Annotated in this window: 25 protein-coding genes; 9 read left to right on the top strand and 16 right to left on the bottom strand. The window is 36.9% G+C overall.

The features are described 5' to 3' along the window. Positions 1-49: 49 nt before the first annotated feature. Positions 50-661, bottom strand: a complete 612-nt coding sequence (locus tag BS85_RS10095) for a peptidylprolyl isomerase (protein ID WP_084310131.1) — start codon at positions 659-661, stop codon at positions 50-52. After that, on the bottom strand, positions 633-1,562 hold the full coding sequence (locus tag BS85_RS0102560; RefSeq protein ID WP_026943432.1) for a ribose-phosphate pyrophosphokinase: 930 nt from the start codon (positions 1,560-1,562) through the stop codon (positions 633-635). Before BS85_RS0102560 ends, BS85_RS10095 begins: the two co-directional genes overlap by 29 nt. A 121-nt stretch (positions 1,563-1,683) precedes the next feature. Between BS85_RS0102560 and BS85_RS0102555 the strand changes: the two genes are divergently transcribed. The 8 genes from BS85_RS0102555 (at position 1,684) to BS85_RS0102515 (ending at position 9,496) form a co-directional block, all read left to right on the top strand. Next, positions 1,684-3,636, top strand: coding sequence for a motility associated factor glycosyltransferase family protein (locus BS85_RS0102555; protein ID WP_026943431.1), 1,953 nt, complete (start codon positions 1,684-1,686; stop codon positions 3,634-3,636). 41 nt (positions 3,637-3,677) lie between these two features. Continuing rightward, entirely contained in the window at positions 3,678-4,289 is a 612-nt protein-coding gene (locus BS85_RS0102550) for an LPP20 family lipoprotein (protein ID WP_034550981.1), read from the top strand. Further along, entirely contained in the window at positions 4,256-4,780 is a 525-nt protein-coding gene (locus BS85_RS0102545; protein ID WP_026943429.1) for a hypothetical protein, read from the top strand. Before BS85_RS0102550 ends, BS85_RS0102545 begins: the two co-directional genes overlap by 34 nt. 9 nt (positions 4,781-4,789) lie before the next feature. After that, positions 4,790-5,524: a tRNA1(Val) (adenine(37)-N6)-methyltransferase gene (locus BS85_RS0102540; RefSeq protein ID WP_026943428.1), complete on the top strand. Its 735-nt coding sequence runs from the start codon at positions 4,790-4,792 to the stop codon at positions 5,522-5,524. Then, positions 5,518-5,889: a YkgJ family cysteine cluster protein gene (locus BS85_RS0102535; protein WP_034550979.1), complete on the top strand. Its 372-nt coding sequence runs from the start codon at positions 5,518-5,520 to the stop codon at positions 5,887-5,889. The genes BS85_RS0102540 and BS85_RS0102535 overlap by 7 nt, the downstream gene beginning before the upstream one ends. Further along, positions 5,870-7,180 (top strand): tetratricopeptide repeat protein, encoded by a 1,311-nt coding sequence (locus BS85_RS0102530; protein WP_026943426.1) that lies wholly within the window; start codon positions 5,870-5,872, stop codon positions 7,178-7,180. The genes BS85_RS0102535 and BS85_RS0102530 overlap by 20 nt, the downstream gene beginning before the upstream one ends. 217 nt (positions 7,181-7,397) lie before the next feature. Next, positions 7,398-8,147, top strand: a complete 750-nt coding sequence (locus tag BS85_RS0102520) for an SDR family NAD(P)-dependent oxidoreductase (RefSeq protein WP_026943425.1) — start codon at positions 7,398-7,400, stop codon at positions 8,145-8,147. A gap of 92 nt (positions 8,148-8,239) precedes the next feature. Continuing rightward, on the top strand, positions 8,240-9,496 hold the full coding sequence (locus BS85_RS0102515) for an SLC5/6 family protein (RefSeq protein ID WP_026943424.1): 1,257 nt from the start codon (positions 8,240-8,242) through the stop codon (positions 9,494-9,496). A gap of 215 nt (positions 9,497-9,711) precedes the next feature. Here the strand turns inward: BS85_RS0102515 and BS85_RS0102510 are convergent, their stop codons facing one another. The 6 genes from BS85_RS0102510 to BS85_RS10085 all read right to left on the bottom strand — a co-directional run bounded on the left by BS85_RS0102510 (position 9,712) and on the right by BS85_RS10085 (position 16,328). Beyond that, positions 9,712-10,176 carry a low molecular weight protein-tyrosine-phosphatase gene (locus BS85_RS0102510; protein ID WP_026943423.1) on the bottom strand — a complete coding sequence of 155 codons (465 nt, stop codon included), beginning with the start codon at positions 10,174-10,176 and terminating at the stop codon, positions 9,712-9,714. Between the two features lie 9 nt (positions 10,177-10,185). Beyond that, entirely contained in the window at positions 10,186-11,214 is a 1,029-nt protein-coding gene (locus BS85_RS0102505; RefSeq protein ID WP_026943422.1) for an aspartate-semialdehyde dehydrogenase, read from the bottom strand. 10 nt (positions 11,215-11,224) lie between these two features. Continuing rightward, a complete protein-coding gene (locus tag BS85_RS0102500; protein WP_026943421.1) occupies positions 11,225-12,544 on the bottom strand; it encodes a sigma-54-dependent transcriptional regulator in 1,320 nt (439 codons plus the stop codon). Further along, a complete protein-coding gene (locus BS85_RS10090; RefSeq protein ID WP_245596270.1) occupies positions 12,541-12,975 on the bottom strand; it encodes a hypothetical protein in 435 nt (144 codons plus the stop codon). The genes BS85_RS0102500 and BS85_RS10090 overlap by 4 nt, the downstream gene beginning before the upstream one ends. A gap of 32 nt (positions 12,976-13,007) precedes the next feature. After that, positions 13,008-15,503, bottom strand: a complete 2,496-nt coding sequence (gyrA, locus tag BS85_RS0102490) for a DNA topoisomerase (ATP-hydrolyzing) subunit A (protein ID WP_026943420.1) — start codon at positions 15,501-15,503, stop codon at positions 13,008-13,010. Between the two features lie 66 nt (positions 15,504-15,569). Then, entirely contained in the window at positions 15,570-16,328 is a 759-nt protein-coding gene (locus tag BS85_RS10085) for a hypothetical protein (RefSeq protein WP_051604640.1), read from the bottom strand. Between the two features lie 76 nt (positions 16,329-16,404). Between BS85_RS10085 and BS85_RS0102480 the strand changes: the two genes are divergently transcribed. Next, the gene (locus BS85_RS0102480) at positions 16,405-16,887 is read left to right on the top strand and encodes a peptidylprolyl isomerase (protein WP_026943419.1); all 483 of its coding nucleotides are present in this window, start codon (positions 16,405-16,407) and stop codon (positions 16,885-16,887) included. Between the two features lie 91 nt (positions 16,888-16,978). Here BS85_RS0102480 and BS85_RS0102470 read toward each other — a convergent pair whose 3' ends face one another. The 8 genes from BS85_RS0102470 to BS85_RS11885 form a co-directional block, all read right to left on the bottom strand. Beyond that, entirely contained in the window at positions 16,979-18,334 is a 1,356-nt protein-coding gene (locus BS85_RS0102470; RefSeq protein WP_051604639.1) for a hypothetical protein, read from the bottom strand. Between the two features lie 159 nt (positions 18,335-18,493). Then, positions 18,494-19,090: an acetate uptake transporter gene (locus BS85_RS0102465; protein WP_026943417.1), complete on the bottom strand. Its 597-nt coding sequence runs from the start codon at positions 19,088-19,090 to the stop codon at positions 18,494-18,496. Between the two features lie 348 nt (positions 19,091-19,438). Continuing rightward, a complete protein-coding gene (gene cysK, locus BS85_RS0102460) occupies positions 19,439-20,359 on the bottom strand; it encodes a cysteine synthase A (protein ID WP_026943416.1) in 921 nt (306 codons plus the stop codon). 443 nt (positions 20,360-20,802) lie between these two features. Then, the gene (locus tag BS85_RS0102455; protein WP_156938012.1) at positions 20,803-21,144 is read right to left on the bottom strand and encodes a hypothetical protein; all 342 of its coding nucleotides are present in this window, start codon (positions 21,142-21,144) and stop codon (positions 20,803-20,805) included. 216 nt (positions 21,145-21,360) lie between these two features. Continuing rightward, positions 21,361-21,681, bottom strand: coding sequence for a hypothetical protein (locus BS85_RS0102450; protein WP_026943414.1), 321 nt, complete (start codon positions 21,679-21,681; stop codon positions 21,361-21,363). 74 nt (positions 21,682-21,755) lie between these two features. Next, on the bottom strand, positions 21,756-22,247 hold the full coding sequence (locus BS85_RS0102445) for a hypothetical protein (protein ID WP_026943413.1): 492 nt from the start codon (positions 22,245-22,247) through the stop codon (positions 21,756-21,758). A 16-nt stretch (positions 22,248-22,263) separates the two neighbouring features. Next, complete coding sequence (locus BS85_RS11890) at positions 22,264-22,653, bottom strand: M23 family metallopeptidase (protein ID WP_051604638.1); 390 nt, start codon at positions 22,651-22,653, stop codon at positions 22,264-22,266. Beyond that, positions 22,637-23,377: a hypothetical protein gene (locus BS85_RS11885; protein WP_245596269.1), complete on the bottom strand. Its 741-nt coding sequence runs from the start codon at positions 23,375-23,377 to the stop codon at positions 22,637-22,639. The genes BS85_RS11890 and BS85_RS11885 overlap by 17 nt, the downstream gene beginning before the upstream one ends. Positions 23,378-23,397: the final 20 nt, after the last annotated feature.

Here is a 23,397-nt window from a genome sequence, read left to right as displayed (position 1 = left end):
AACGAAGAATTATAAAACAAAAAGATTAAGATAGGATTATCTTTCACCTTCATTCCTTATTTTGTTTTTCTGTTTGCTGTAGCAATGTGCTTTGGACAATATAAGCTTTGAATATTTTTTGCTCTTTAATTGGCTTGTCTTGCGAATTGGTAGGCGTATATTCTATTTTGCGCAAAGTCTTAAAACTCTCTTCTTTGGATTCCTCACTAATTTCTCCAAAAATCGTGTGCTTACCATTTAAATGTGGAGTGCGTGTTGTTGTGATAAAAAATTGACTACCATTTGTGTTTTCTCCTGCATTTGCCATTGCCAAAATCCCTGCTTTATCAAAGGCATAACCCTTGACAATCTCATCTTCAAAGTCTTTCCCCCAAATAGATTCTCCCCCGCTTCCTGTGCCACTAGGGTCTCCTCCTTGCACCATAAATTTACGAATCACGCGATGAAAAATCGTTCCATTATAGTAGCCTTCATTAATATGCGTTACAAAATTTTCTACCGCCTTTGGTGCAACTTGCGGAAATAAATCTAAAGTAATCTTTCCTGAAGTTGTTTCTAGCACTGCTTGAATCTTTTGCGATTCCTCTTGCGCATTTACCAAGATTCCTAAGCTTAAAATCCCCAACAAACATTTAAACAAAAAGTGAATTAACGCTTTCATCTTTATTAATCCTTCTAATAACTTCTGCAAAAAGTGAGCTAACGCTTAAAACTTTAATTTTCTCGCAATTCTGCTTCAAAGGAATCGTATCTGTAACAATTACCTCATCAATTTCACTTGTTTGGATTCTCTGATAGGCTTCTCCACTAAAGACTGCGTGTGTGCCAAGCGCAATCACGCTTACTGCCCCTTTTTGCTTAAATGCACTTGCAGCTTTTACCATTGTCCCCGCAGTATCAATCATATCATCAATCAAAATTACCTCTTTACCCTCTACGCTCCCTATAACATTCATTACTTCGCTCTCATTAGCCTTTTCGCGTCTTTTATCAATAATCACAATGTCTAACCCCAAAAGCTTTGCGAAATATCTAGCGCGTGCCACCCCACCAATATCAGGACTTGCCACAATAGGATTCCTGAAATTCTTGGAGATAATATAGTCTTTAAAAACAATAGAACCATATAAATTATCCACAGGAATATCAAAGAATCCTTGAATCTGCCCTGCGTGTAAATCCATAGCAACTAAACGCGTAATTCCAGCGCGTTGCAACAAATCCGCCACAAGTTTAGCAGTAATTGGAACGCGAGGGGCGGCTTTGCGATCTTGTCTAGCATAACCAAAATAAGGCATAATGATATTAATAGATTTTGCCGAACTGCGTTTGAGTGCATCTATCATAATCAGTAATTCCATCAAATTATCATTTGCAGGTGCGCAAGTAGATTGAATCACAAAAACATCTTTACCTCGCACACTTTCACAAATACGAACCCCAATCTCTCCATCGCTAAAACGCGTTACTTCCGCATTTGATAACTCAATATCCAAATTCTCTGCAACACTTTGAGAAAACTGCGGATGCGCAGTTCCAGTAAAAATCTTATAATCTTGCATAAAGTCGCCTTTGAAAAAATTAAAACAAGCATTATAAACTAGAAACTTAAAAATTTTGCTTTTTTGTGTTAGGTTTTTTAAAATTTTGCTAAAATGCGTCATTAAAAATTTAGGAATCTTAATGGCAAACCAAAACCAATCTTACAAGGGTATTTTAGAAATCCTAGAAAATAGCAGTTACAGCGAAATTGAATCCTTTCTAACTGCGCGATTCCAACAAAATCTTATCTTTTTTCAAACAGATTATCCAAGTCTTTTTGAATCCCTGCAAAAACCCGCACAAGAATATCAACTCTATATTGGCAAAGAGGGGATTAATATTTTAAACTTTGTGCAAAATAGTTTTCTTTTTCCTATCGTTGAGGGAAAATCTAGTATGCTAGAGGTGCATAAAAATTGCGCATACAATCCACCCATCAACGATAAATGGAATCGCATTTATGGAACGCGTGCGGAAATGATGAACGAAAAATTTCCTTATAGCGGGATTTTAGTTAATGGAATCCTTGAATTTGCTATGGATAATGGGGGAGTTTCAGCCTATCATTTGCCGAGTGATTTTCTGCCAAGTTTGAACCTTTTTGGCTTAGGTGGTGGAATTTTTTTACAAATCCTAGCAGAAACCTACACAAAGATTCATAACTTTTTCATTTTTGAAGAATCTTTTGATCTTTTTAGAATTGCTTGTTTTTTTGTGGATTTTGCCCTACTTTTTAGCAAGACAGAGCATAGGGCGGGATATATATTTTTAGAAAGTATGTTAAATAGGGATTATATTAATCATTTCTTTTTAACGCGTAAAATCAGCACCTCCATTGTCCGCTTTGAATTAATGATGTATCAAACGCCACTCAACCAAAGTGCGCGTGGAATCGTTTTTGAAATGCACTCGCAAACCTTACGCGGTTGGGGAACTTTTGAAGATGAAATGCGCGGAATCACTAACAAACTAAACTTTCCGCTTTGTCCTATGCTGATTGAACCCAAGCGCATTAATGCACCAATCTGCGTGATAGGCAATGGTCCAAGCCTAGACTTTCTATTCCCTTTCATCAAGCAAAACCAAGATAGAATGATTCTCTTTAGCTGTGGAACCGCCTTAAAACCACTTTTGAATGCAGGAATCACGCCAGATTTTCAAATAGAGATTGAGCGACACGATTATTTAGATGATGTGTTAAAAGCCGCGCCCTTAGGAGAGATTCCCTTACTTTGTGCTTCTGTGCTAGACCCAAAAGCAAAACAACTTGCCAAAGAAATCTACCTCTTTGAACGCGATGGTAGCAGTGCTGCAGATTTAAATTCTCCTCTTTTTAAAGTGCGCTTCACCGCACCATTAGTGGGAAATGCAGGGGCTTCACTTGCTAGTTATTTAGGAAGCGATGTGATTTTATGCGGTATAGATTGTGGATACAAAAAAGGAGTGAAAAAACACGCACAAAACTCTTATTATGGAGAGGAAAAAGCAGAGATTCCACAAGATGCCTACCTAGTAGCAGGAAATTTTAGTAATGATATTTATTCAGACGCCCTCTATTCACTCTCACGCACTGCTTTAGAAGAGGCTTTTAGGGCATTGAAACCTTTTAATATTTTAAACCTCAATGACGGAGCAAAAATCACGGGAGCAAAAGCGGTGCATTATCAAGATTTTGAGCTAAAACCCATTGACAAAGCCCAAGAAATCAGAAACCTCAAATCACTATTTAAAGACCCAGCACAAGAAAATTTCTATACAAAAGAAACACAAAAATACTTTTTTGAGATTCTAGCCTTTAAAAACAAAATTCAAGATGGCTTTAAAATCAAAGTAGAATCCAAAAAAGATCTTTTTATCGCACTAGATAAAATCTTTGAAATCATTTCTAAAGAAGGTAAATCTAATCCTTTTGTTGGGATTCTATTTGGTGGGACTTTAAGCCATTTTCTCTACGCCATTGCTTTAGCGAGTTTGCATTTACCCCACGACAATATGCAAAACCTTTGGATTGAAGCACAAAAGCTTTATATAGAGGGAATGGAAGCAATGATGAATCATTTAAGAGAAGTGCTTTTATCAAAAGTGGAACACTAATTGCTTCAAAGTTTTTATCTCAAATGTCAAAAAGGATTGAAATGACAAGAAAAACATCAATTTCATTAGTTTTAGCGGGAACGCTTTTAGCGAGTAGTTTATTTGCGGCACAGCAAATTAATTCTGCATCAAGCAGTGAAACCATTAGCCCAATCGGCAATGCAGGAAACACCATTGCGATGACAGCTAATAATCAACCAACCAATCCTAGCCCTTATGCAAGCTCACAAGGCAGAAACTCTAATTCTCCAGCAGGTTTGCAAGGCATTGAAGTGGGTGGAGACGATATTGTGATTCCAAATGCACCTATCATTACCCCTTCAAGCATTATTGAAATTAGCGCAATCGGTATGGGTGTTGCACCAGAATCTACACTTTCTCCTGCACAAGCTCTAGCCCTAGCAAAACGCGCGGCAATCGTAGATGCTTATAGACAAATCGGTGAAAAAATGTATGGAATCCGCGTCAATGCACAAGACACCGTGCGTGATATGGTATTGAAGAACTCCACCGTTAAAACAAAAGTATTAGCGGTGATTCGTAATGCAGAGATTGTAGAAACGGTTTATAAAGACGGGCTTTGCCAAGTCAGTATGGAACTTAAACTTGATGGAAAAAGATGGTATCGTATCTTAACAGGCGAACAATTTTAAAGTTAGCATTTTTTTGCCTAAGCTTATTTGTAGTTTTTGGGTGTGCCAAAACACCCCAGAAACTACAAAATTCTACTTCAAAGACAATCTTTTTCTCTGCAAAAGATTTTAAATTCTATGATTTAGGTTTCATCAAAGATTATCCCGACCACACAACTTTAGAGATTTTCAATGCAGGAAATTTGTTACTGCAAATGGAATGCTTCAACAATAAAGTTTGTCTCAACCAAACTTGCTATTCCAAAGAATCCTTTATGCGGAGATTGCTTGGAGAGGATACTTTTAGCGATTTAGATTTAAGAGCAACTCTTTTGGGCAATGAAATCTTTTTAGGACAAAACAAACAAATAAATTCTAGCGGTTTTACACAAAACATAAAACGAGGCAACTCACTTTTAAATTATCAAGTTCTTTCAGATTCTATTACTCTGCATATCCAAAATATGCAATCTAAAGCAAAATTTACATTAAAAATTCAAGTGATTCCTTAAAGGAAAACAATGCAAATCTATCAACCCAAAAACGGCTATTGTTATAACAGCGATACATTATTTCTGTATGACTTTGCGCTTCCTTTTTTAAGACATCGCTACCATATCTTAGAAGTTGGAGCGGGTTGTGGAATCTTAGGAATGCTTTGCGTAAGGGATTCCAAGTGTAAGCTCACAATGATAGAAAAGAATCCTAAAATAGCAGAATTTTGCGCACACAATTTGCGCATTAACAAAACCAAAGCGCATCTTATTTGTGCAGACTTTTTAGAATACAATTTTTCTAGCCTCAACAAAGAAACACAAAAAGATTCTAAAAATTCTCCGCAAATATCCTTTGATGTGATTTTAAGCAACCCACCCTTTTATCACGATGGAGTGATAAAATCGCAAAATGCAGATATTTTTAGCGCACGCTATTCACAAAATTTACCTTTTTTAGAATTTGTTTGCAAGGTTAATTCTCTACTGAAACCACAAGGAGAATTTATCTTTTGCTATGACCCAAAAGCAATTTTTCATCTCCTAAATGTGCTAAACTTTTATAAAATTCGTCCAATTTGTTTGCGTTTTGTCTATCCAAAGGTAGATAAAAGCGCAACTTTGATATTATGCCGCGCTAAAAAAAATTCCAAAAGCCAATGCGAGATTTTACCTCCACTTTTTACACACGAAGGTGCGGATTTTTCGCAAGAAGTGCTTGAAATCTACAAGCGCACAAATACTTGGAGTATCAAATGCTAGAAGATTCCAATTTTTCCTTTAGTTTTGACCCAAACAAATGCGAACAATGCGGAGGAAAATGTTGCACAGGCGAGAGTGGCTATATTTTTGTAACTCCAACAGAGATACAAAGAATCGCGGAGTTTTTAGGATTTGAATTTAGCACATTTTGTCAAAATTTCGTCAAAAAAGTCGGTTATCGCTATTCTTTGCGGGAAATTTTAGAGGATAATGGCGCATATTCTTGTGTCTTTTTTAAAAATGGTAAATGTCAAATCTATGAGATGCGACCTATGCAATGCGTAAAATTCCCATTTTGGGATTGTTACAAAGAAAATTGGACAGATTTATTAAAGGAATGTATCGGTGTGGTGGTTAAGAAATAAAATTTTTCTAAGTTTTGGCATTACTTTTCTCTTGATTTTAGTGCTTGTTGGTTGTTTTAGGAACGACTTAAAAATTTCTTTTGCAAATACAAATTTTTCGGAAAATCCAGAGGATATTTATATTATGCAAGGCTACGCTGCATTGGATTCTCAAGATTTCCAAAGCGCAAAAGAAGCCTTTAGTAAAGCTTACGCAATCAAAAAAGACAACAATTACTTAAAAGAAATTTTAGGGATTCTTGTTGCCCAGCAAGATTTTGAGAATGCAAAAAAACAAGCCTATGAATATCTAGCCAAGTATCCAAAAGATGAGGAAGTGCGTGGAGCATTGGTTGGGATTCTTACAAGCACAAGGGATTTTGATAACGCATTAAAAGAAGCAAAAAAAATGCTTTCTCTCAACAAAAGCGCACAAAATTACGAAACTCTAGCGTCTGTTTATTTTTTGCGTGAGGAATTTCAAAACGCAGCGCAAACACTAAGCAAAGCCTACTCTTTAACGCGCGATGAATTGTTGCTAGATAGACTTGGAGCAATTTACCTGCTTTTCTTGAAGCAACCACAAAAAACAATCACGCTTTATGAAACGCATCTTAGAATGTATGGAACTTCCAAACTCATCGGAGAAAAACTTGCAATTATTTATACAGAATCCAAAAATTATCCTGAAGCTGCGCACATCTATACAAAACTTTACGAATCCTTTGGAGACCAAAATTATGCAAAACTTGCATTAGAGATTTATTTTAAATTCAAAAGATTAGATTTAGCCAAAACCTTTTTGCTAAAAAATCCAAAAATTGACGCGCGTGATGAAATCTTGCTAGAAGTTTATCGTCTGCAAAACGACTTTCCTAGCAGTATTAAACAAGCGCAATTACTTTACCAAAATACGCAAGATTTAAATTATTTAGCGTATTATGCAATGATGAGCTACGAAAATATGCAATCTTTCACGCTCACTAAATTAGCAGAGATTGAAAAAAACCTCAAAACTTCCGCATCAAAACTAGACGAAGCATTGTATTGGAATTATTTAGGATACTTGATGATTGAACACGATTTCAAAGATTCTATACGAATCCAAAAGGGAATGGAATATGTGCAACTTGCGCTAGATAAAGAACCTCAAAATACCTATTATTTGGATTCTTTAGCTTGGGGATATTACAAACTTAAAGATTGCAAAAAGGCAAAAGAAATTATGGATAAGATTCCACAAGATGAGCGCGAAAAAGAGTCTGAAATCAAAGAACATTACAAAAAAATTACCTCTTGTCTTCGCAAATAACCCACTTCGTCATTGCGAGAAAGCATAGCATTCGTGGAGCACAATCCGCAAGAATTTTACCCGCATTTGCAAATCCATAATCTAGCATAAATCCCACAATTTCATCTCCTAATCTTTCTGCTTTTGTTTTATGAAAAAATCCCAAACCAAAAATCTAAGTTAATTTTAAAACTACATTCCTATAATACAAACAAAATCTCTCAAACAAGGAAAAACTATGAATATCCTAGTTACAGGTGCATCTTCAGGATTTGGACGCGCAATTGCTCAAGAATTTGGTAGCAAGGGACATAAAGTTATCGCACTTGCAAGACGCAAGGAACGATTAGAATCCCTCATACAAGAGATTCCACACTGCATAGCTCTACCTTGCGATATTTGCGATAAATCCTCTTTGCAAGAAGCCATAGAATCCCTACCACAAGATTTCAAAGAAATTGATGTTTTGGTGAATAATGCAGGACTTGCACTTGGATTAGCAAGTGCAAATCAATGCGATTTTAAAGATTGGGAAAGAATGATTGAAGTCAATATTAAAGCTCTTGCTTTCATCACACACTTGATTCTACCTCAAATGGTAGAGCGCAAAAGAGGGCATATCATTATGATTGGCTCAATTGCAGGACTTTATCCTTATCCCGGTGGCAATGTGTATGGGGCAAGTAAAGCTTTTGTGCGACAATTTGCTTTGGGACTTCGTGCAGATTTAAGTGGCACAAATGTCCGTGTAAGTGATATTGAACCCGGACTTGCTGGAGGCAGTGAATTTTCACTTGTACGATTCAAAGGAGACAAGGACAGAGCAGACGCACTCTATCAAGGCGCAAATGCCCTCACGCCACAAGATATTGCAAAAGCGGTTTATTGGGTTGCCACTTTGCCTCAACATATCAATATTAATACTTTGGAAATAATGCCAACAAGTCAGAGTTTCTCTGCCCTAAATGTTTATAAAGAAAATTTATAAATTTTCTTTATAAGGTTAAAAAAGTTTTTGCTATAACTTTAAGCAGATTCTTGGCATTATAAGCTTTCATTTTACTTTGACAAAGGAATCTTATGCGACTTAATTCTTTTGATACGCGCTGGATACTCTCACTCTTTGGGACAGCGGTGGGAGCTGGTATTTTATTTTTGCCCATTCGCGCAGGAACAGGTGGATTCTACCCTGTGGTGGTAATGACTTTTTTAATTTTTCCTATGGTATGGCTTTCTCATCGCGCTCTTAGTCGCTTCGTCAATGAATCCAAAAACACAGAACACGACATCACACACGCCGCAGAAGAATATTGGGGGCGCGGAAATAGCTTTTTTATTACAATTCTATATTTTTTCGCTATTTATCCTATTTGCCTTGCTTATGGAGTAGGAATTACGAACACCTTTGCAAGTTTTTTTATAAATCAACTCCATTTAACAAGCCTTTATGATGAAACAACAAAAACACTTTACCCCATCGTTAGGATTTCACTTGCCTTTGTCCTTGTAAGCGCGATGATGAGCGTAATGCTACTCAAAGAAGAACTTATCACAAAAGCCTGTAATGCGTTGGTTTATCCTCTCTGTATTGTGCTTTTCGCATTTTCGCTTTATTTGATTCCGCATTGGAAATTAGAATCCTTACAGACAATACCAAGTTTGGGAGATTTTGTTCAAGTCATTTGGCTTACTTTGCCCGTACTCGTGTTTGCCTTTAACCACTCTCCTGCCATCTCTACTTTCACGCTTAGTGTGCGCAGGGTTTATCCCAACTCGCAAGAAAAAGCAAATCAAATTCTATTTCGCACAGCACTTTTACTCCTTTTCTTTGTGATGTTTTTTGTATTTTCTTGCATTTTATGCCTCAACACAGAGGATTTTGTCAAAGCAAGAGAAGCCAATATCCCAATTCTCTCTTACTTTGCAAACCAATTCAATACACCCATTATCGCTTTAGGAGCACCACTTGTCGCATTTTTAGCGATTGTAAGCTCATTTTTTGGGCATTATTTTGGTGCATTTGAAGGCTTAAATGGAATCGTGCGCAAAGCAATCAAGATAAGCGGAAAAGAACCTAATATCCGTGGTATTAGAATTTTTAGCACTTTATTTATGTATGTTACAATTATTCTTGTTGCCTATCTTAATCCAAGTATTTTAGGTTTTATTGAGGATTTAGGAGGTCCAATCATTGCAGCAATTTTATTTTTAATGCCAATCCTTGCGATTTGGAGTGTAGAGAAACTCAAGAAATACAAAAATCCTTTTTTAGACGCATTCGTATTTATCACAGGGTTTTTAACCATTACAAGCGTAATTTATAAGTTTTTCTTATAAACTTATAAAAAAGCTTTTCGCAATGACAATATGGATTAAAACATAGCATTCACAAAGATAACTACCACTTTGTCATCGCAAGAGAACCTTTGGGTTTTCGTGGTAATCTACAATATTACACTTCTTTAAAGTTTTCATTACAACAGATTGCTTCAAGCAAAGCCCTTAACAAATAAAAAACACATAGCCATAAAGCAAGGTGTAAAGACAGAGAATCACAGCCTTTTATCTAAAATCCGCTCAATCAACTCTGCAATAGCACTCTCTAACATAGAATAAACTTTTTCAAAGCCATCTAAATCTCTAAAATAATAAGGGTCTGGAATCTCTTGCCCTCCTAAACCAAAATCTCCCATTAAAGCAAGTTTCTCACGCGGAAAGCCAAGCTGCAACAAATCACTATAATTTTGCCTATCCATTGCAATTATTAAGTCAAACTCTAAATCGCTATACGCATTGACTTTGCGCCCTTTAAGATTAGAAATATCAATTTTGTGCCGTTTGCCTACCATAATAGAACGCTCACAGGGTGGCTCATCAATATGCCACCCGCTCGTCCCTGCAGAATCCAAACGCAAAGGCAATCCTGCCTTTCTTGCAATCTCCCTTGCGATTCCCTCTGCTAAGGGAGAGCGGCAAATGTTTCCCAAACATACAAATAAAATGGAATGTATCTCCATTCTTAACCTTTATTCCCCTTGCATTGCAATCCATTTTTGCGCAATCCGCACCGCATTTGTTGCCGCACCTACACGAATCTGGTCTGCCACACACCAAAGATGCAAAATACTCTTATCATAGTTATCCACGCGGACTCTACCTACATAAGTTTCATCTCTATCGGTTGCAATGATTGGCATAGGATACGATTTTTCTTGTGGATTATCTATCAGCACGACACTTTCAGCCTTGCTTAGCACTTCTTGCGCCTCTTTCGCATTCACTTCGCGCGCAAATTTAATCGTAATTGCCTCACTATGACTACGCAAAACAGGCACACGCACACAAGTGGCACTCACTGCAAAATCGCTATGCATAATCTTGTTGGTTTCATTGACCATTTTCATTTCTTCTTTAGTGTAGTCATTACCCAAAAATACATCAATATGTGGAATCACATTCAGTGCGATTCTATGTGGAAACGCCTTAGGCTCACAAGATTCCAAACTAAAATCAAAGAATTTTTGCATTTGCACTACAAGCTCCTCCATTCCCTTTTTACCCGCGCCCGAAACCGCTTGATAAGTGCTAACATCTACGCGCTCTATCCCAAAAGCCCTATGCAATGGCTCTAACACTTGCACCATTTGAATCGTGGAGCAGTTTGGATTTGCAATAATCCCGGTTTTCTCCCACAAGGCAATATCCTGCGGATTGACTTCTGGCACGACAAGTGGCACATCTTGTTGCATTCTAAAATGGCTTGTATTATCAATCACAACCGCACCTGCTTTTGCCGCGCTAGGTGCAAACTCTGCACTCACGCTTCCACCTGCCGAAAAGAAAGCAATCTCAATATTTTCTTCCTCAAAAACCTCGTGGGTTAGCTCCTTTACCTTTAGCATTTCACCTTGAAACTCCACCTCTCTGCCTACGCTTCGCGCACTTGCTAATGGCACAAGTTTATTAATGGGTAGATTCCGCTCCCCTAACACTCTAAAAATCTCTTCACCCACCGCGCCTGTCGCGCCTACCACTGCAATATTAAATTTTCTCATTCTTTCTCCTTTAAAGTTGAATCTTGTATCTTTGCATTTTGCCAAGTAGCACTTCTTTCTTAAGTCCTAACAACTCCGCTGCACTATCTACATCAGAATCACTTGCTTTTAAAGCTTCATAAATTAACTCCTCTTCTAAGTTTGCAATTTTTTTCTCACCGCCACTCTCGCGTGAGCTTAAAAACAAATCCTCCGGCATTATCAAATCCCCTTCGCACAAAATCGCTGCGCGTTCAATCACAGAAAGCAACTCGCGGATATTGCCCGGCCAACGATAATTTAAAAGCTGCTCTTTTGCGCCCTCTCCCCATTTTTTAATCCCGATTCCATATTGCGCATTGACCCGCTCTAGCTTCCATTCACAAAGCGGTATAATCTCCTCCGCTCTCTCGCGCAAAGGCGGGATATGAATCGGAATTGTTTGCAGTCTAAAAAACAAATCCTCTCTAAACTCGCCTTTTTTGATTTTCTTTTGAATATCTGCATTGGTTGCTGCGATAAAACGAATATCCACTTTAATGGGCTTTGAGCTACCTAAACGCACCACTTCCTTTTCTTGCAATACACGCAAAAGCTTCGCTTGTAGGGAGGCTGGCATTTCTCCAATCTCGTCTAAAAAAATACTTCCCCCATTTGCCACCTCAAACTTCCCTGCCCTCCCCTCCGTTGCGTCCGTGAAAGCACCTTTTTCATAGCCAAAGAGTTCGGATTCTAACAAATTCTCTGGAATCGCCGCCATATTCAAAGCCACAAAAGGTGCATTAGCCCTTGGTGAATTTTGATGAATATAATTTGCAAACAATTCCTTGCCCACGCCACTTTCTCCAAGCAGCAAAACAGAAGCGTCTGTTTTAGCGGCTTTGTTTGCAAGTTTTAAGGCGTTTTCCAATGCAGGAGAAGTTGCCATAAACTGCTTATTTTCTGCATTTTTATCGTTTGTTTTCTCGCCTTTTTTGGGCTTACCCACTTTTTCCATTACTTCTTGGGCTTTTTTTGCACGATGAATCGCCTCTACCAAAGTTTCAATCTCAAAAGGCTTGGTTAAAAAATCTTTCACGCCCAAACGAATAGAATCAATCGCCTTACCCAAAGTTGCATTTCCTGTGATAATCAAAGCCTCATAGCGTCCATTTAAGACCTTCAAAAACTCCAAGCCGTCCATTTGTGGCATATTAATATCGGTAATAATTAAATCAATGCTATCATCAAGCTTTTTTAGTGCGTCTTTAGCACTTTTAAAACTCACAACTTCAAACTCACTATATTCACCTAGAGCAATCTCTAAAGATTTGCGCATATTAATATCATCTTCTACAATGGCTAACTTCATTTTTGCTCCTTTTGCATAGAATCTCTTGACTTTTGCAAGGTAAATTTATCCCAAGCAATCCCTCTTTTCTCGCGCACCAACGCATAAAGCGTTGCGATTCCACTGCTATACTCAATTTTAATGCGCGTGGGTGGAATCACAAGAAATGTTAGAGAATTTCCGCGTAAATTATGCACTTCGCTCCTATCCTCTAAACGCACACCCCAATTAAAAAAACATTCTAAAATTTTAGCTTTATAATCCTTTAACAATGCCTTTTCACTTTTTGCATTGTGTGAAATTTCGCAACTTTTATAAGGGTGCTTTGTTTGCTTTAGCATATTTGCACTCACCATTGAGGGAGAGAAATCATATTTTTCATTCAAAACAATTCCATTTTTAACCGCGATTCTATAAGAGAAAATATACTCTGAAGCATTGATGATACCCATAAAGCATAATATCCCACATAGAATCCTAAACATTACTCTAAACTATTTTCCCCAGACAAATCATCTTCTGTCCCTATTTCGTCCAATTCCTTTTCTTCTTTTGGGCATCTTGCAATGGAGACAACCTTATCATCATCTACATTGACGATAATCACGCCACTTGTTGCGCGTCCGGCTTTGCGTATGCTTTGCATATCTACACGAATCATCTTTCCACTGCTTGTTAGCACCATTAAGTCCATTTTTTCATCTACATTGACGATTCCAACAAGCTTACCTGTTTTTGCTGTGAGTTTCATCGCAATCACGCCCTTGCTACCGCGATTCGTGATTCTGTATTCATTGACTTCTGTGCGCTTTCCGATTCCTTTCTCGCTCACGCTTAAAATCTCTTCATTCTCGTCAATAATTGCAGTTGCGCCAATGACATAGTCCTTTGGCATTTTAAACTTAATCGCTGTAACGCCTCTTGCTACGCGTCCAATCTCGCGGACATTCTCCACACCAAAGCGCACACACATTCCCTCATAAGTAACCACCAAAATTTCTTTAATATCCGCGCTAATAATCTTTGCGGTTACTAACGCATCGTCCTCATCTAGGTTAATTGCTTTAACGCCCACGCTTCTAATGTTTTTAAACTCGCTCAAATTCGTGCGCTTGATGATTCCATTTTTTGTGAAAAACGCAAGGGATTTATCGGGGTTAAAATCTTTTGTCGTAATCGTTGCCATAATCTTTTCATCGGGGCTTAGATTAATGAGATTGACTACCGCTTTACCAATGGCTGTTCTACTTGCCTCTGGAATCCTATAAACCTTCAACCAATAAAGTTGCCCTTTATCCGTGATAAATAGAATCGTATCGTGCGTATCAGAGACAAAGAAGCTTTCAATAAAGTCATCATCGTGCGTATTTGCAGAAATTTTGCCTTTGCCACCGCGATTTTGCTTCTCATAAGTGCGCACCGGTACGCGTTTGACATAGCCGCGGTGGCTCATTGTTACCACCACAGGCTCATTAGGAATCAAATCCTCCATATCAATGCTATCATAATCCTCTTCAATCGCGGTTTTTCGCTTGGTTGAAAACTTCTCTTTAGATTCTAATAATTCCTCTTTAATGATTGCGTTAAGCTTCTCCTCGCTCTTTAGAATCGCATTTAATCTTGCAATTTCTTTTAGCAATTCTTGGTATTCATTCTCTATTTTGTCGCGCTCCAAACCTGTAAGTCTCTGCAAACGCATATCCAAAATTGCTTGGGCTTGAATCTCGCTTAAATCAAACTTGCTGACTAAGCCCTCTTTTGCAACCTTTGGGTCGCTACTTGCGCGGATTAACGCCACAATTTCATCTATGTTTTCAAGCGCGACTTTCAAGCCCTCCAAGATGTGCGCCCTCGCCTTTGCCTTTTCTAGCTCAAAAATACTGCGGCGAATCACCACGCTCTTGCGATGAGAAAGAAATAAATTTAGCAGTTCTAAAAGCGTGAAAACCTTTGGTTCTTTGTTGTAAATAGCAAGCAAAATGATTCCAAAAGTGGATTCCATTGGCGTAGATTTAAAGAGATGATTTAGCACAATCTCACTCATTGCTTCGCGTTTTAATTCCACAACTACGCGGATTCCGTCCCTATCGGATTCATCACGCACTTCAGAGATTCCCTCAATTACCTTTTCCTTTGCTAATTCTGCTATCTGCTCTACAAGTCTTGCTTTATTCACTTGATAAGGAATCTCATCTATGACGATAATGTCTTTTGTTTTGGTTTTTTCAATATGTGTTTTGGCACGGATTCTAATGCGCCCACGCCCACTTTCATAAGCCTCTCTGATTCCACTTTTGCCATAGATAATCCCACCTGTTGGAAAGTCTGGACCCTCAATAAAGGTTAAAATATCGTCTAACTCCGCCTTTGGATTATCAATCAAATACACCAACGCATCAATAATCTCATCGGTGCGGTGTGGTGGGATATTTGTCGCCATTCCCACTGCGATTCCATTAGAACCATTAATCAGCAGGTTTGGCAAACGACTAGGTAGTATATCTGGCTCTTGCAAAGTGTCATCATAGTTTGGCAAGAAATCCACCGTATCTTTATCAATATCCCGCAAAAGCTCCTCGGCAGCTTGTGTCATTCTCGCTTCGGTATAACGCATAGCCGCTGCACTATCGCCATCAATACTACCAAAATTTCCTTGTCCATCTACAAGCTCAAGGCGCATAGAAAAATCTTGTGCCATTCTAACCAATGCGTCATAAACAGCGGTATCGCCGTGTGGGTGGTATTTACCAATCACATCACCCACGATTCTCGCACTCTTTTTATAAGCCACGCGTGAAGTAACGCCTAGCTCATACATTGCATACAAAATACGCCTATGCACAGGCTTTAGCCCATCTCTTGCATCAGGCAATGCGCGTCCAACAATGACGCTCATAGAGTAATCCAAATAACTTTCTTTAATGGAATCCTCAATATTCACATTTTGAATATCTTGATTTAAATTCAGCAAGTCAGACATTCTTTCCCTTTTTAAAACTTTTTATGCGCGATTCTATAAAAATTTCACTTTAATCTTGCTAAACGCTTACTTTTGCAAATCAACCCACGACTTGCAAAATGTTGCTAACTCTTTTTTGTTTGCTAACACAGAAGTTTCACTTTGAATTTTACACAAAAATGTTAGAATCTCGCTGTGTGTTAGGATTCCAATCTTTAAACTCTCACTCTTAGCATTAGGAATCGGATAAATCCGCAACCCTAGAAACTCGTTCTCTGCAAAAAGTGGCATTCCTTTGCTAAGCTTTGATTCATCGGCACTCTTTCCAAATTCCAAAAACTCTTTTAAGGTTTTTCTCTCTCTTATAAGCTGCGACCAATCGTGTTCTTTAAAAAAAGAAATTTCTAAATCGTCCCTAAGTGGCAAATTAGGCGGAATGCTCAAAAGGTTAAAATAAGTCTCCCCAAAGCTCAAAGCGCGGAAATTTGGTTCAGGCAAAACATTGCAGTAAATATCTGTAAATTTCTCTGTCTCAAGCACAGCTAAATCCAAATTATCATCTAATGCTAGAATTTTTGCGTGGCTTAAACACTCAATAGGCTCTCCCAAAACTTCTGTATGGTATAGCACAATATCTCTCGCCCTTGTAGTGTTATACACATTAGACGCGCTTGTCAAGATGAGATTCTCATTGATAGCTAACCCATATCCTTCTACATAATAGGGGTTGCTTTTGTTTAGAGTTTCAAACTCTGCGACTATTTTCACGCCATATCGTAGCCAATAAGGATATTTCGCATATGCGCCTAGTGTAAGAAATATCAACGCTAAAATTATCTTTGCCATTCTTTTGCCTTTTTGGATTCTTTAAATCTTAAAATACTACAATAAACTTTTTAATTTTACACTAAGGATTTAAAATATGGAATTAAAAACTTTCAACCTATCCCAAGAGGAATTAGCAAAGCTTGAATATGCGGTGATTGAAACTTCAAAAGGTAAAATGAAAATAAAGCTCTTTCCAAACGAAGCACCCAATACGGTGGCAAACTTTGCCTCTTTAGCTCAAAGCGGATTCTATAATAACCTAAACTTTCACCGCGTGATTGCGGGATTTGTCGCGCAAGGCGGTTGCCCAGAGGGAAGCGGGAGAGGAGGACCGGGATACAGAATCCAATGTGAGCTAGAAAACAATCCCCACAAACACTTAAAAGGCACTCTCTCTATGGCACACGCCGGACGCGATACAGGCGGAAGTCAGTTTTTCATCTGTTTTGCGCCACAGCCTCATTTAGATGGAGAACACACTGTGTTTGGACAGATTGAAGATGAAGCAAGTTTAAAAGTCCTAGATTCTATTAAACAAGGGGATAAGATTATAAATATTACAATCTCTGCGGATTAGGATTAATCTTTCAATTTTCGCTTATAAAACCACAATGCAAGAGCAATCAATCCAAAGCATAGAATCTCTACTGCAAGAGATTCTAACGCTATCATACGCTTTCCAATATATTTTTTAAAAGCAATTCACTTTTAAGGAATTGTTCTCGCGCTACTTCATCTAAGGATTCTAAATAACTCATATCCAATAGTTCTTTCATCTTTTTATTATCAAACATTTGCGCAGAATCCTCTGCAGTCGCCCCAAGATTCAACAAAGTATCGTTAATAGAATCCATATTTAAATCTATTTTGAAGCTCTGAACCACAAGCACTTCTACACTGCTTGAATTTTCACCCTGTGCCATTTTAAGGAAGACTGCTTCGTTTGTGCCATTTAGAATCTCATTTAAACTCAAACCTCCATCAAAATTATTATCTTGAGAGATAGAATGGTTAATAAAATCTGCTAGATTATCAATAAACCCTATTTGTTCTAAAACTTTTTTTTGCGCTTCCACATTTCCGCCAAACTTTTCAGACACAGAGGAATATTCCCCATTCATCAAGCTCACAAGAGTTTTGAGATTCACACCCTCCTCTAAGCTAATCTTGCCATCACCATCTGTATCACTGCTAAGATAGCCCATTTTGTAGGCTGCATCATAGTAGAATCCCTTGACATAATCACTTGCCACTTCAATGCTTCCAAATTGCTCTATTAATTTATCGGCATTTTCTTGCGTTAATGGAACGCTAACCTCTTCACCTCTTACCTCATCGGTAAATTTCACCGCTAGGATTGCTTGTGTATTGTTTGTAGAATCCTCTGCGGATTCCACCTTGATTGCTAGAGGATTGTAAGCTGCCTTGTCTTGCTCACTTGTTTGACTTGGCGCAATAGGAGAGGTGGTAAAAATATGTTTATCAAAAAATCCCTCTGTCCGTTCTGCCATTCTTTTAGCTAATGTATCGTTTTCCACGGATTGTTGGATATTTTGTTTTATTTTTTTAGATTCCTTATCCTCTTTCAAACTCGCGGAATCCTGTAAGGCATTAGATGCGGTATTTTGTGCATTATCTAGCGCATTGATTGCAGCAGATTTTAGTGTAGTATTTTGCGCATTAAGTTGGCTTTGCTGTCTCGCCTTGTTAGATTCAGCCCCCTCACCAATGCCAAGCGCATTAGATTCTACATTTTCTGCGTCTTTTAAGCTTTTTTTCAAGGATTCTACATCTACTTCTTTTGCAATTTTTGCATCTACACTGCCTTGACTTTGCAACTGCGCTATGGCTTCTTGGATTAACCTTTGCTTCTTGAAATAGTCCTCTTGGCTTGAAGTAATACTCAACCGCTCATTCTCTGCTGACTTATTTTCTGGATTAAGAGTTTCTTTCATCCAATCCGAATAATTCACACCTGCCACATAAGACTTCACACCAAATTGTTTTGAATAAGAATAAGACATTTTATACCTCTTTTTTAAGAAAACTCTATCCTTGATGAAACTTTAATTCCTTTTTCAAGATTTAACCAAGCAAAAAGCATTCCAAAAGGTTCTTATTCAAAAGAAACTTGAATCCCTAAGCAAAATTTACTCAAGGATTCTTTATGTTGCATTTTTGGATTATTGGAATTTCCCCACAGGCAAAACAATCCTGCCAAAATGAACATTTAACACAGAAGCACCACAACCATAAAAAGACAATAAAGCAATGCCAAATTCAGAATAAGCCGCCAAACTATGCGCAAACCCTGATAGAACATTAAAGGAATCCAAAGACAATCCGATAAACAAAAAGTCTATCAGAACAAAAATGAGAAATAAAACTTTATGTGTTTTTAACGCACCAATCGTCATAAATAATGTAAAAATTAAATAAGCCAAGAAAGCAAACCCTAATTGTTTTGTATCTGCACTGCTTACTAACTTCTCACCAAAAACGCCATACTGCATTAACCAAGTCATTCCCATTGCATACCAAAAAAGTGCATACGCACCAAAAGCAGTTGCCCCAAAAGTATTATTGTGTTTAAAATCATTTAAACACGCAATGAGTTGTGCGGTTGCGCCAAGAAAAATTGCCCAAGGAATCACCAAAGAAACCCCAGAGGTAATTCCAAGCTTACTAGAGGAAGCAACCAAAGTAATCACCGCTAAACCAAACAGACCCAACGCAGAAGGATCTGCAACCAAAACTTTTACCTCTTGAATTTCTTTCATAAATAGCCTCCTAATTTAGTTGGTGTCTTTAAGACTAACAAATTTGTTTTTCCTTGTCAATAAATAATGAAAAAAGTTAAAAATTTTAATCCTCAATGTTACCAATATTCATCAATATTTTAAGTTTGTGCTACTTTGGTTTTGAATTGCAAAAAATAATAGGGAGTTTATATATGGATAAAGTGATTACAATATAAATAGATAAAAAAAAAGGGGGGGGGGACAACACAGCCCCCTAAAAACAAGAAGAATAAAACGCTCAAAAAAGCCAATAAGGCAAAAAACCTTAAAATTTATGCTCCAAATATATTGCTATAATATCATATTGCAAGACATTAATAACAAAAATTACTCCCCTGCTTCGTATAAATCCGTACTTAAATATCTCTCGCCTGTATCACAAAGGAATGTTACAATATTGGCATTGGGATATTTTTTGGCTATTTCTCTAGCTGCCCATAAATTTGCTCCGCTTGAGATTCCAATCAAAATCCCCTCTTGCAACGCTGCCTTACGAGATTCTGCAATCGCCCACTCCACATCTACTTTTAAGATTTCATCAATCAAATCTGTTTGCAAAATTTTTGGAACAAATCCTGCTCCGATTCCTTGAATCTTATGTGGTCCGGGTTGCCCACCGCTAAGCACAGGGGAATTAATGGGTTCTACTGCAATAATTTTAATCTTTGGATTTTTTTCTTTTAATACCTCACCTACGCCACTTAATGTCCCTCCTGTACCCACTGCAGAAACAAGCACATCTACTTTTCCCAAAGCGTCCAAAATCTCTAATGCGGTAGTTTCACGATGACTTTTGGGATTAGCAGAATTTTCAAATTGTTGTAAAATAAATGAATTTTCAATCTCCTTATGCAATTCTGCCGCACGATTAACCGCACCTTTCATTCCTTGCTCTTTTGGGGTTAAAACAAGTTTTGCACCCAGTGCCGCCATTAATCTTCTGCGCTCAATACTCATAGATTCCGGCATTGCAAGGATTAGTTTAATGCCTTTTGTTGCACAAATAGAAGCAAGTCCGATTCCAGTATTTCCGCTTGTTGGCTCAATAATTGTAGTCTGCTGATTGATTGTGCCATTTTTTAATGCTTCTTCAATCATACCCAATGCGATTCTATCTTTAACAGAACCGCTAGGGTTCAAAAATTCACATTTTGCGTAAATATTTGCATTTGCTTCCTTAGACAATGTTTGCAATTTTAAAAGCGGGGTCTTACCAATAGCTTCTGTGATAGAATGAATCACTTTCATAATTAAATCCTTGAAATATAATTTTAAAATAAAGAGTAATAATTCTGTAAAGCAATGCTGAAGTGCTGCTTATCATATTTTATTATTTTATTTCATAGATACTTTAAAATATTAATCATTAAAAATCACTAAATTTTTAATCTAGTTAATACTAAAATATTTCTTAATTTCATATTCTAGTATCTCCAAAAGATTATTCATACACGAATTTCTCATTCTCATAACTACACCATTCATCAGGAATGGAACATCTACAAAAAGTAAAATCGCAAAAATATTTTAAACATTGCTTTTTAAAACATAAACCATCTTCCATAAGCATAATCAATAAATTATCAGTCTTCTTTTAAGCAATGTCACATTTATATGACGCCCGTCAAGACTGATTAACGCCCATAACCAAAATAAAATCCTACACATTTCTAAGGTTCCTTGTAAGGACATTATTTATCCCTTTTATAATACTTAGGATTTGTGATATTAAAGTAAGTGTTGATTTCATCTTCTGACATTACAATATCTTGAATCACATAGGGCTTTTTGCCTTTTTGATAGAGGATAAAGATAAAAGGACTATCAATCTTGCTAACTTCCAAGGGATAATCTCCAAAGAATTCTGTATTTATCTCATCTCCAAAAAGAATCGTTGTTTTCTCCCACTCATTAACCCCTATAATTTCTAACACAATGTTTAATTCTTTAAGCGTTTGTCCATTAAGCAAATTGGTTTGCGCTACCGCAGTAGCCAATGATATAAACAAAACAAGTATCCCTTTACTTATCATACAAATCATTCCCCTCATTTGTTGTTCTATGTGCTAAAATTTCTCCGTGTCCATAAATACTATTATTGTTTATATTATATATTATCTTAGAATTGTGATGGAATCTTTTTGTTCTTTTTCTAGTATTTTGCTATTTACCGCTATATTGAGTATAGTTAAGACCAATCTTTACTTTCTCTTCCATAGCATTAAAACACCTCCCCACCACTTCAATCCCTATACTATCGTTGTTGATAGGGTATCTATCAGGATATTGTTTTCTTTTTGATTTTCTTCCTCTCCCTCCCTTAACTCTTTTACTCCTGCATTCTTATCCTTACTTGCAAGATGAGGATAAGAGGAGTGATAAGGATAAAAGGAGTTAGAATCTTGAATGTGTTGTTTGGTTTCTTGTATAGAATCTCGTTCTATTTCTAGGATTCCTTTTGCTTTAGGTTCTCCTTGTAAAAAGATAGGAGAACCTTTATCGGTTAGCACTTGAGAAATACATTCTGCTAAGACTGCTTTTTCATTCTCTCCATTGATAAATTGCCTCAATAAAATATAATACTACCCAACCAATACCAATGGAATAAAGATTCTTAATTGTTTCAAATGCAATCATTTTTCATTTATAAAGCTACCATTGTAGTTAAAACCTCAATGCAATCAGTTTTTTGTATAAAGGTAAGGGAATGCTCTTCTTCGGCACAAGCATTATACTCTATTATTAAACTATCATTTGTGCGCTTAAACTCAAAATCGCATCTATTTTGAGACTCATATTTATCGGCATAATAATCCTGAATATTAGCGGTATGTTTGCTACTCTCATTAATCTTTGGCAAAGGAATATTAAGCATATACTTGAGCACAAGCAAATATGTGTTTTGATACTCTGCTTCATTGCGAGATTCTTGTATTTGTATTTTTTGTTTGATATAAAATCTAAAAGCTTCTTCTATGTTTGAAATATTTTTGTAAAAACATTTGCTTGCACTACATAAATAATCATCACCGCATATTGTCTTATTGTAGCTTTCATCACAGCTTATAGTAATAGTGGGTGCAGGATTTGCATAAACATAAATAGCACAGAGTAAAGCAAAAAATATTCTTTTCATTTCTCCTCCTTTAATATTATTTACCAAAAGTGTTTTTATAGCCCTCTTGTAGAATCTCTAAAGGGTCAGCTATATCCTCTCTTCTGTTAAAAAGATTCTTACCGCTTATTGTTAAAGTATCTTTATCTGCAATTTCCTTTCTATTACCATCTTTATAAAATTCAAAATGGAGCATCATTACTTGTTTATTGGGAACAATATTTATAGAAACACCTTGTTTTAACATCAAACCAGCATAGCCAATCACTTGCCCTTTACTTACTTTATCCCCTATTTTGACCAAAATAGAATCTTTATCTAACTCTCCATATCTTACAATAAATTTTCCATATTTGGAAGTTTCGTGTAGAATCGTAACTTGGTAAGTTTCATAGTAAAAATGTTTTACATCAAGAATCTCCCCCATTAGCTATTGCAATAATTTCAATATTGGATTTTGGATTTTTAACATTTCTTTCAAAGAAATCTGTATATAAATCCCTTCCTGCGTGTTTTCTTTTTCCGCCCTGTCTATTTCGCCCATAAATTGTTTGAGTAGCTTTTATATCTGTTGGGTTTTTAATACTCCAATCATAAGGCAAACCTTTATCGTTTAAGGGTTTTACTTTGAGTGGGAAAATAATTTCTTTTAAATTCTCTTCTTCTTTTTGATTCTCTTCCTCTCCCTCCCTTAACTCTTTTACTCCTGCATTCTTATCCTTACTTGCAAGATGAGGATAAGAGGAGTGATAAGGATAAAAGGAGTTAGAATCTTGAATGTGTTGTTTGGTTTCTTGTATAGAATCTCGTTCTATTTCTAGGATTCCTTTTGCTTTAGGTTCTCCTTGTAAAAAGATAGGAGAACCTTTATCGGTTAGCACTTGAGAAATACATTCTGCTAAGACTGCTTTTTCATTCTCTATTATAAGGAGATTTGTAGTAATGGATTCTGGAATACTTACAAGTTTAGTGCAAGGTCCTCCTTTGATGATAGGATTCGTGCAACCTATAATCTTTGCTTTACTTAAATCACTTGGAGTTAAGATTCCTGCTTCTGTTACAAGTAAGAAGTTTTTATGACTAGAGGGAAAGATTACTTTTCCTTTATGGCTACATTCACAAATATCTGATTCTAAGAGAGGGTGAGGCATTAGGGAAGCCTTTGATTCCT

The organism is Helicobacter rodentium ATCC 700285 (genome assembly GCF_000687535.1).
Lineage (GTDB): Bacteria > Campylobacterota > Campylobacteria > Campylobacterales > Helicobacteraceae > Helicobacter_D > Helicobacter_D rodentium.
This window is presented reverse-complemented; position numbering and strand designations above follow the sequence as displayed.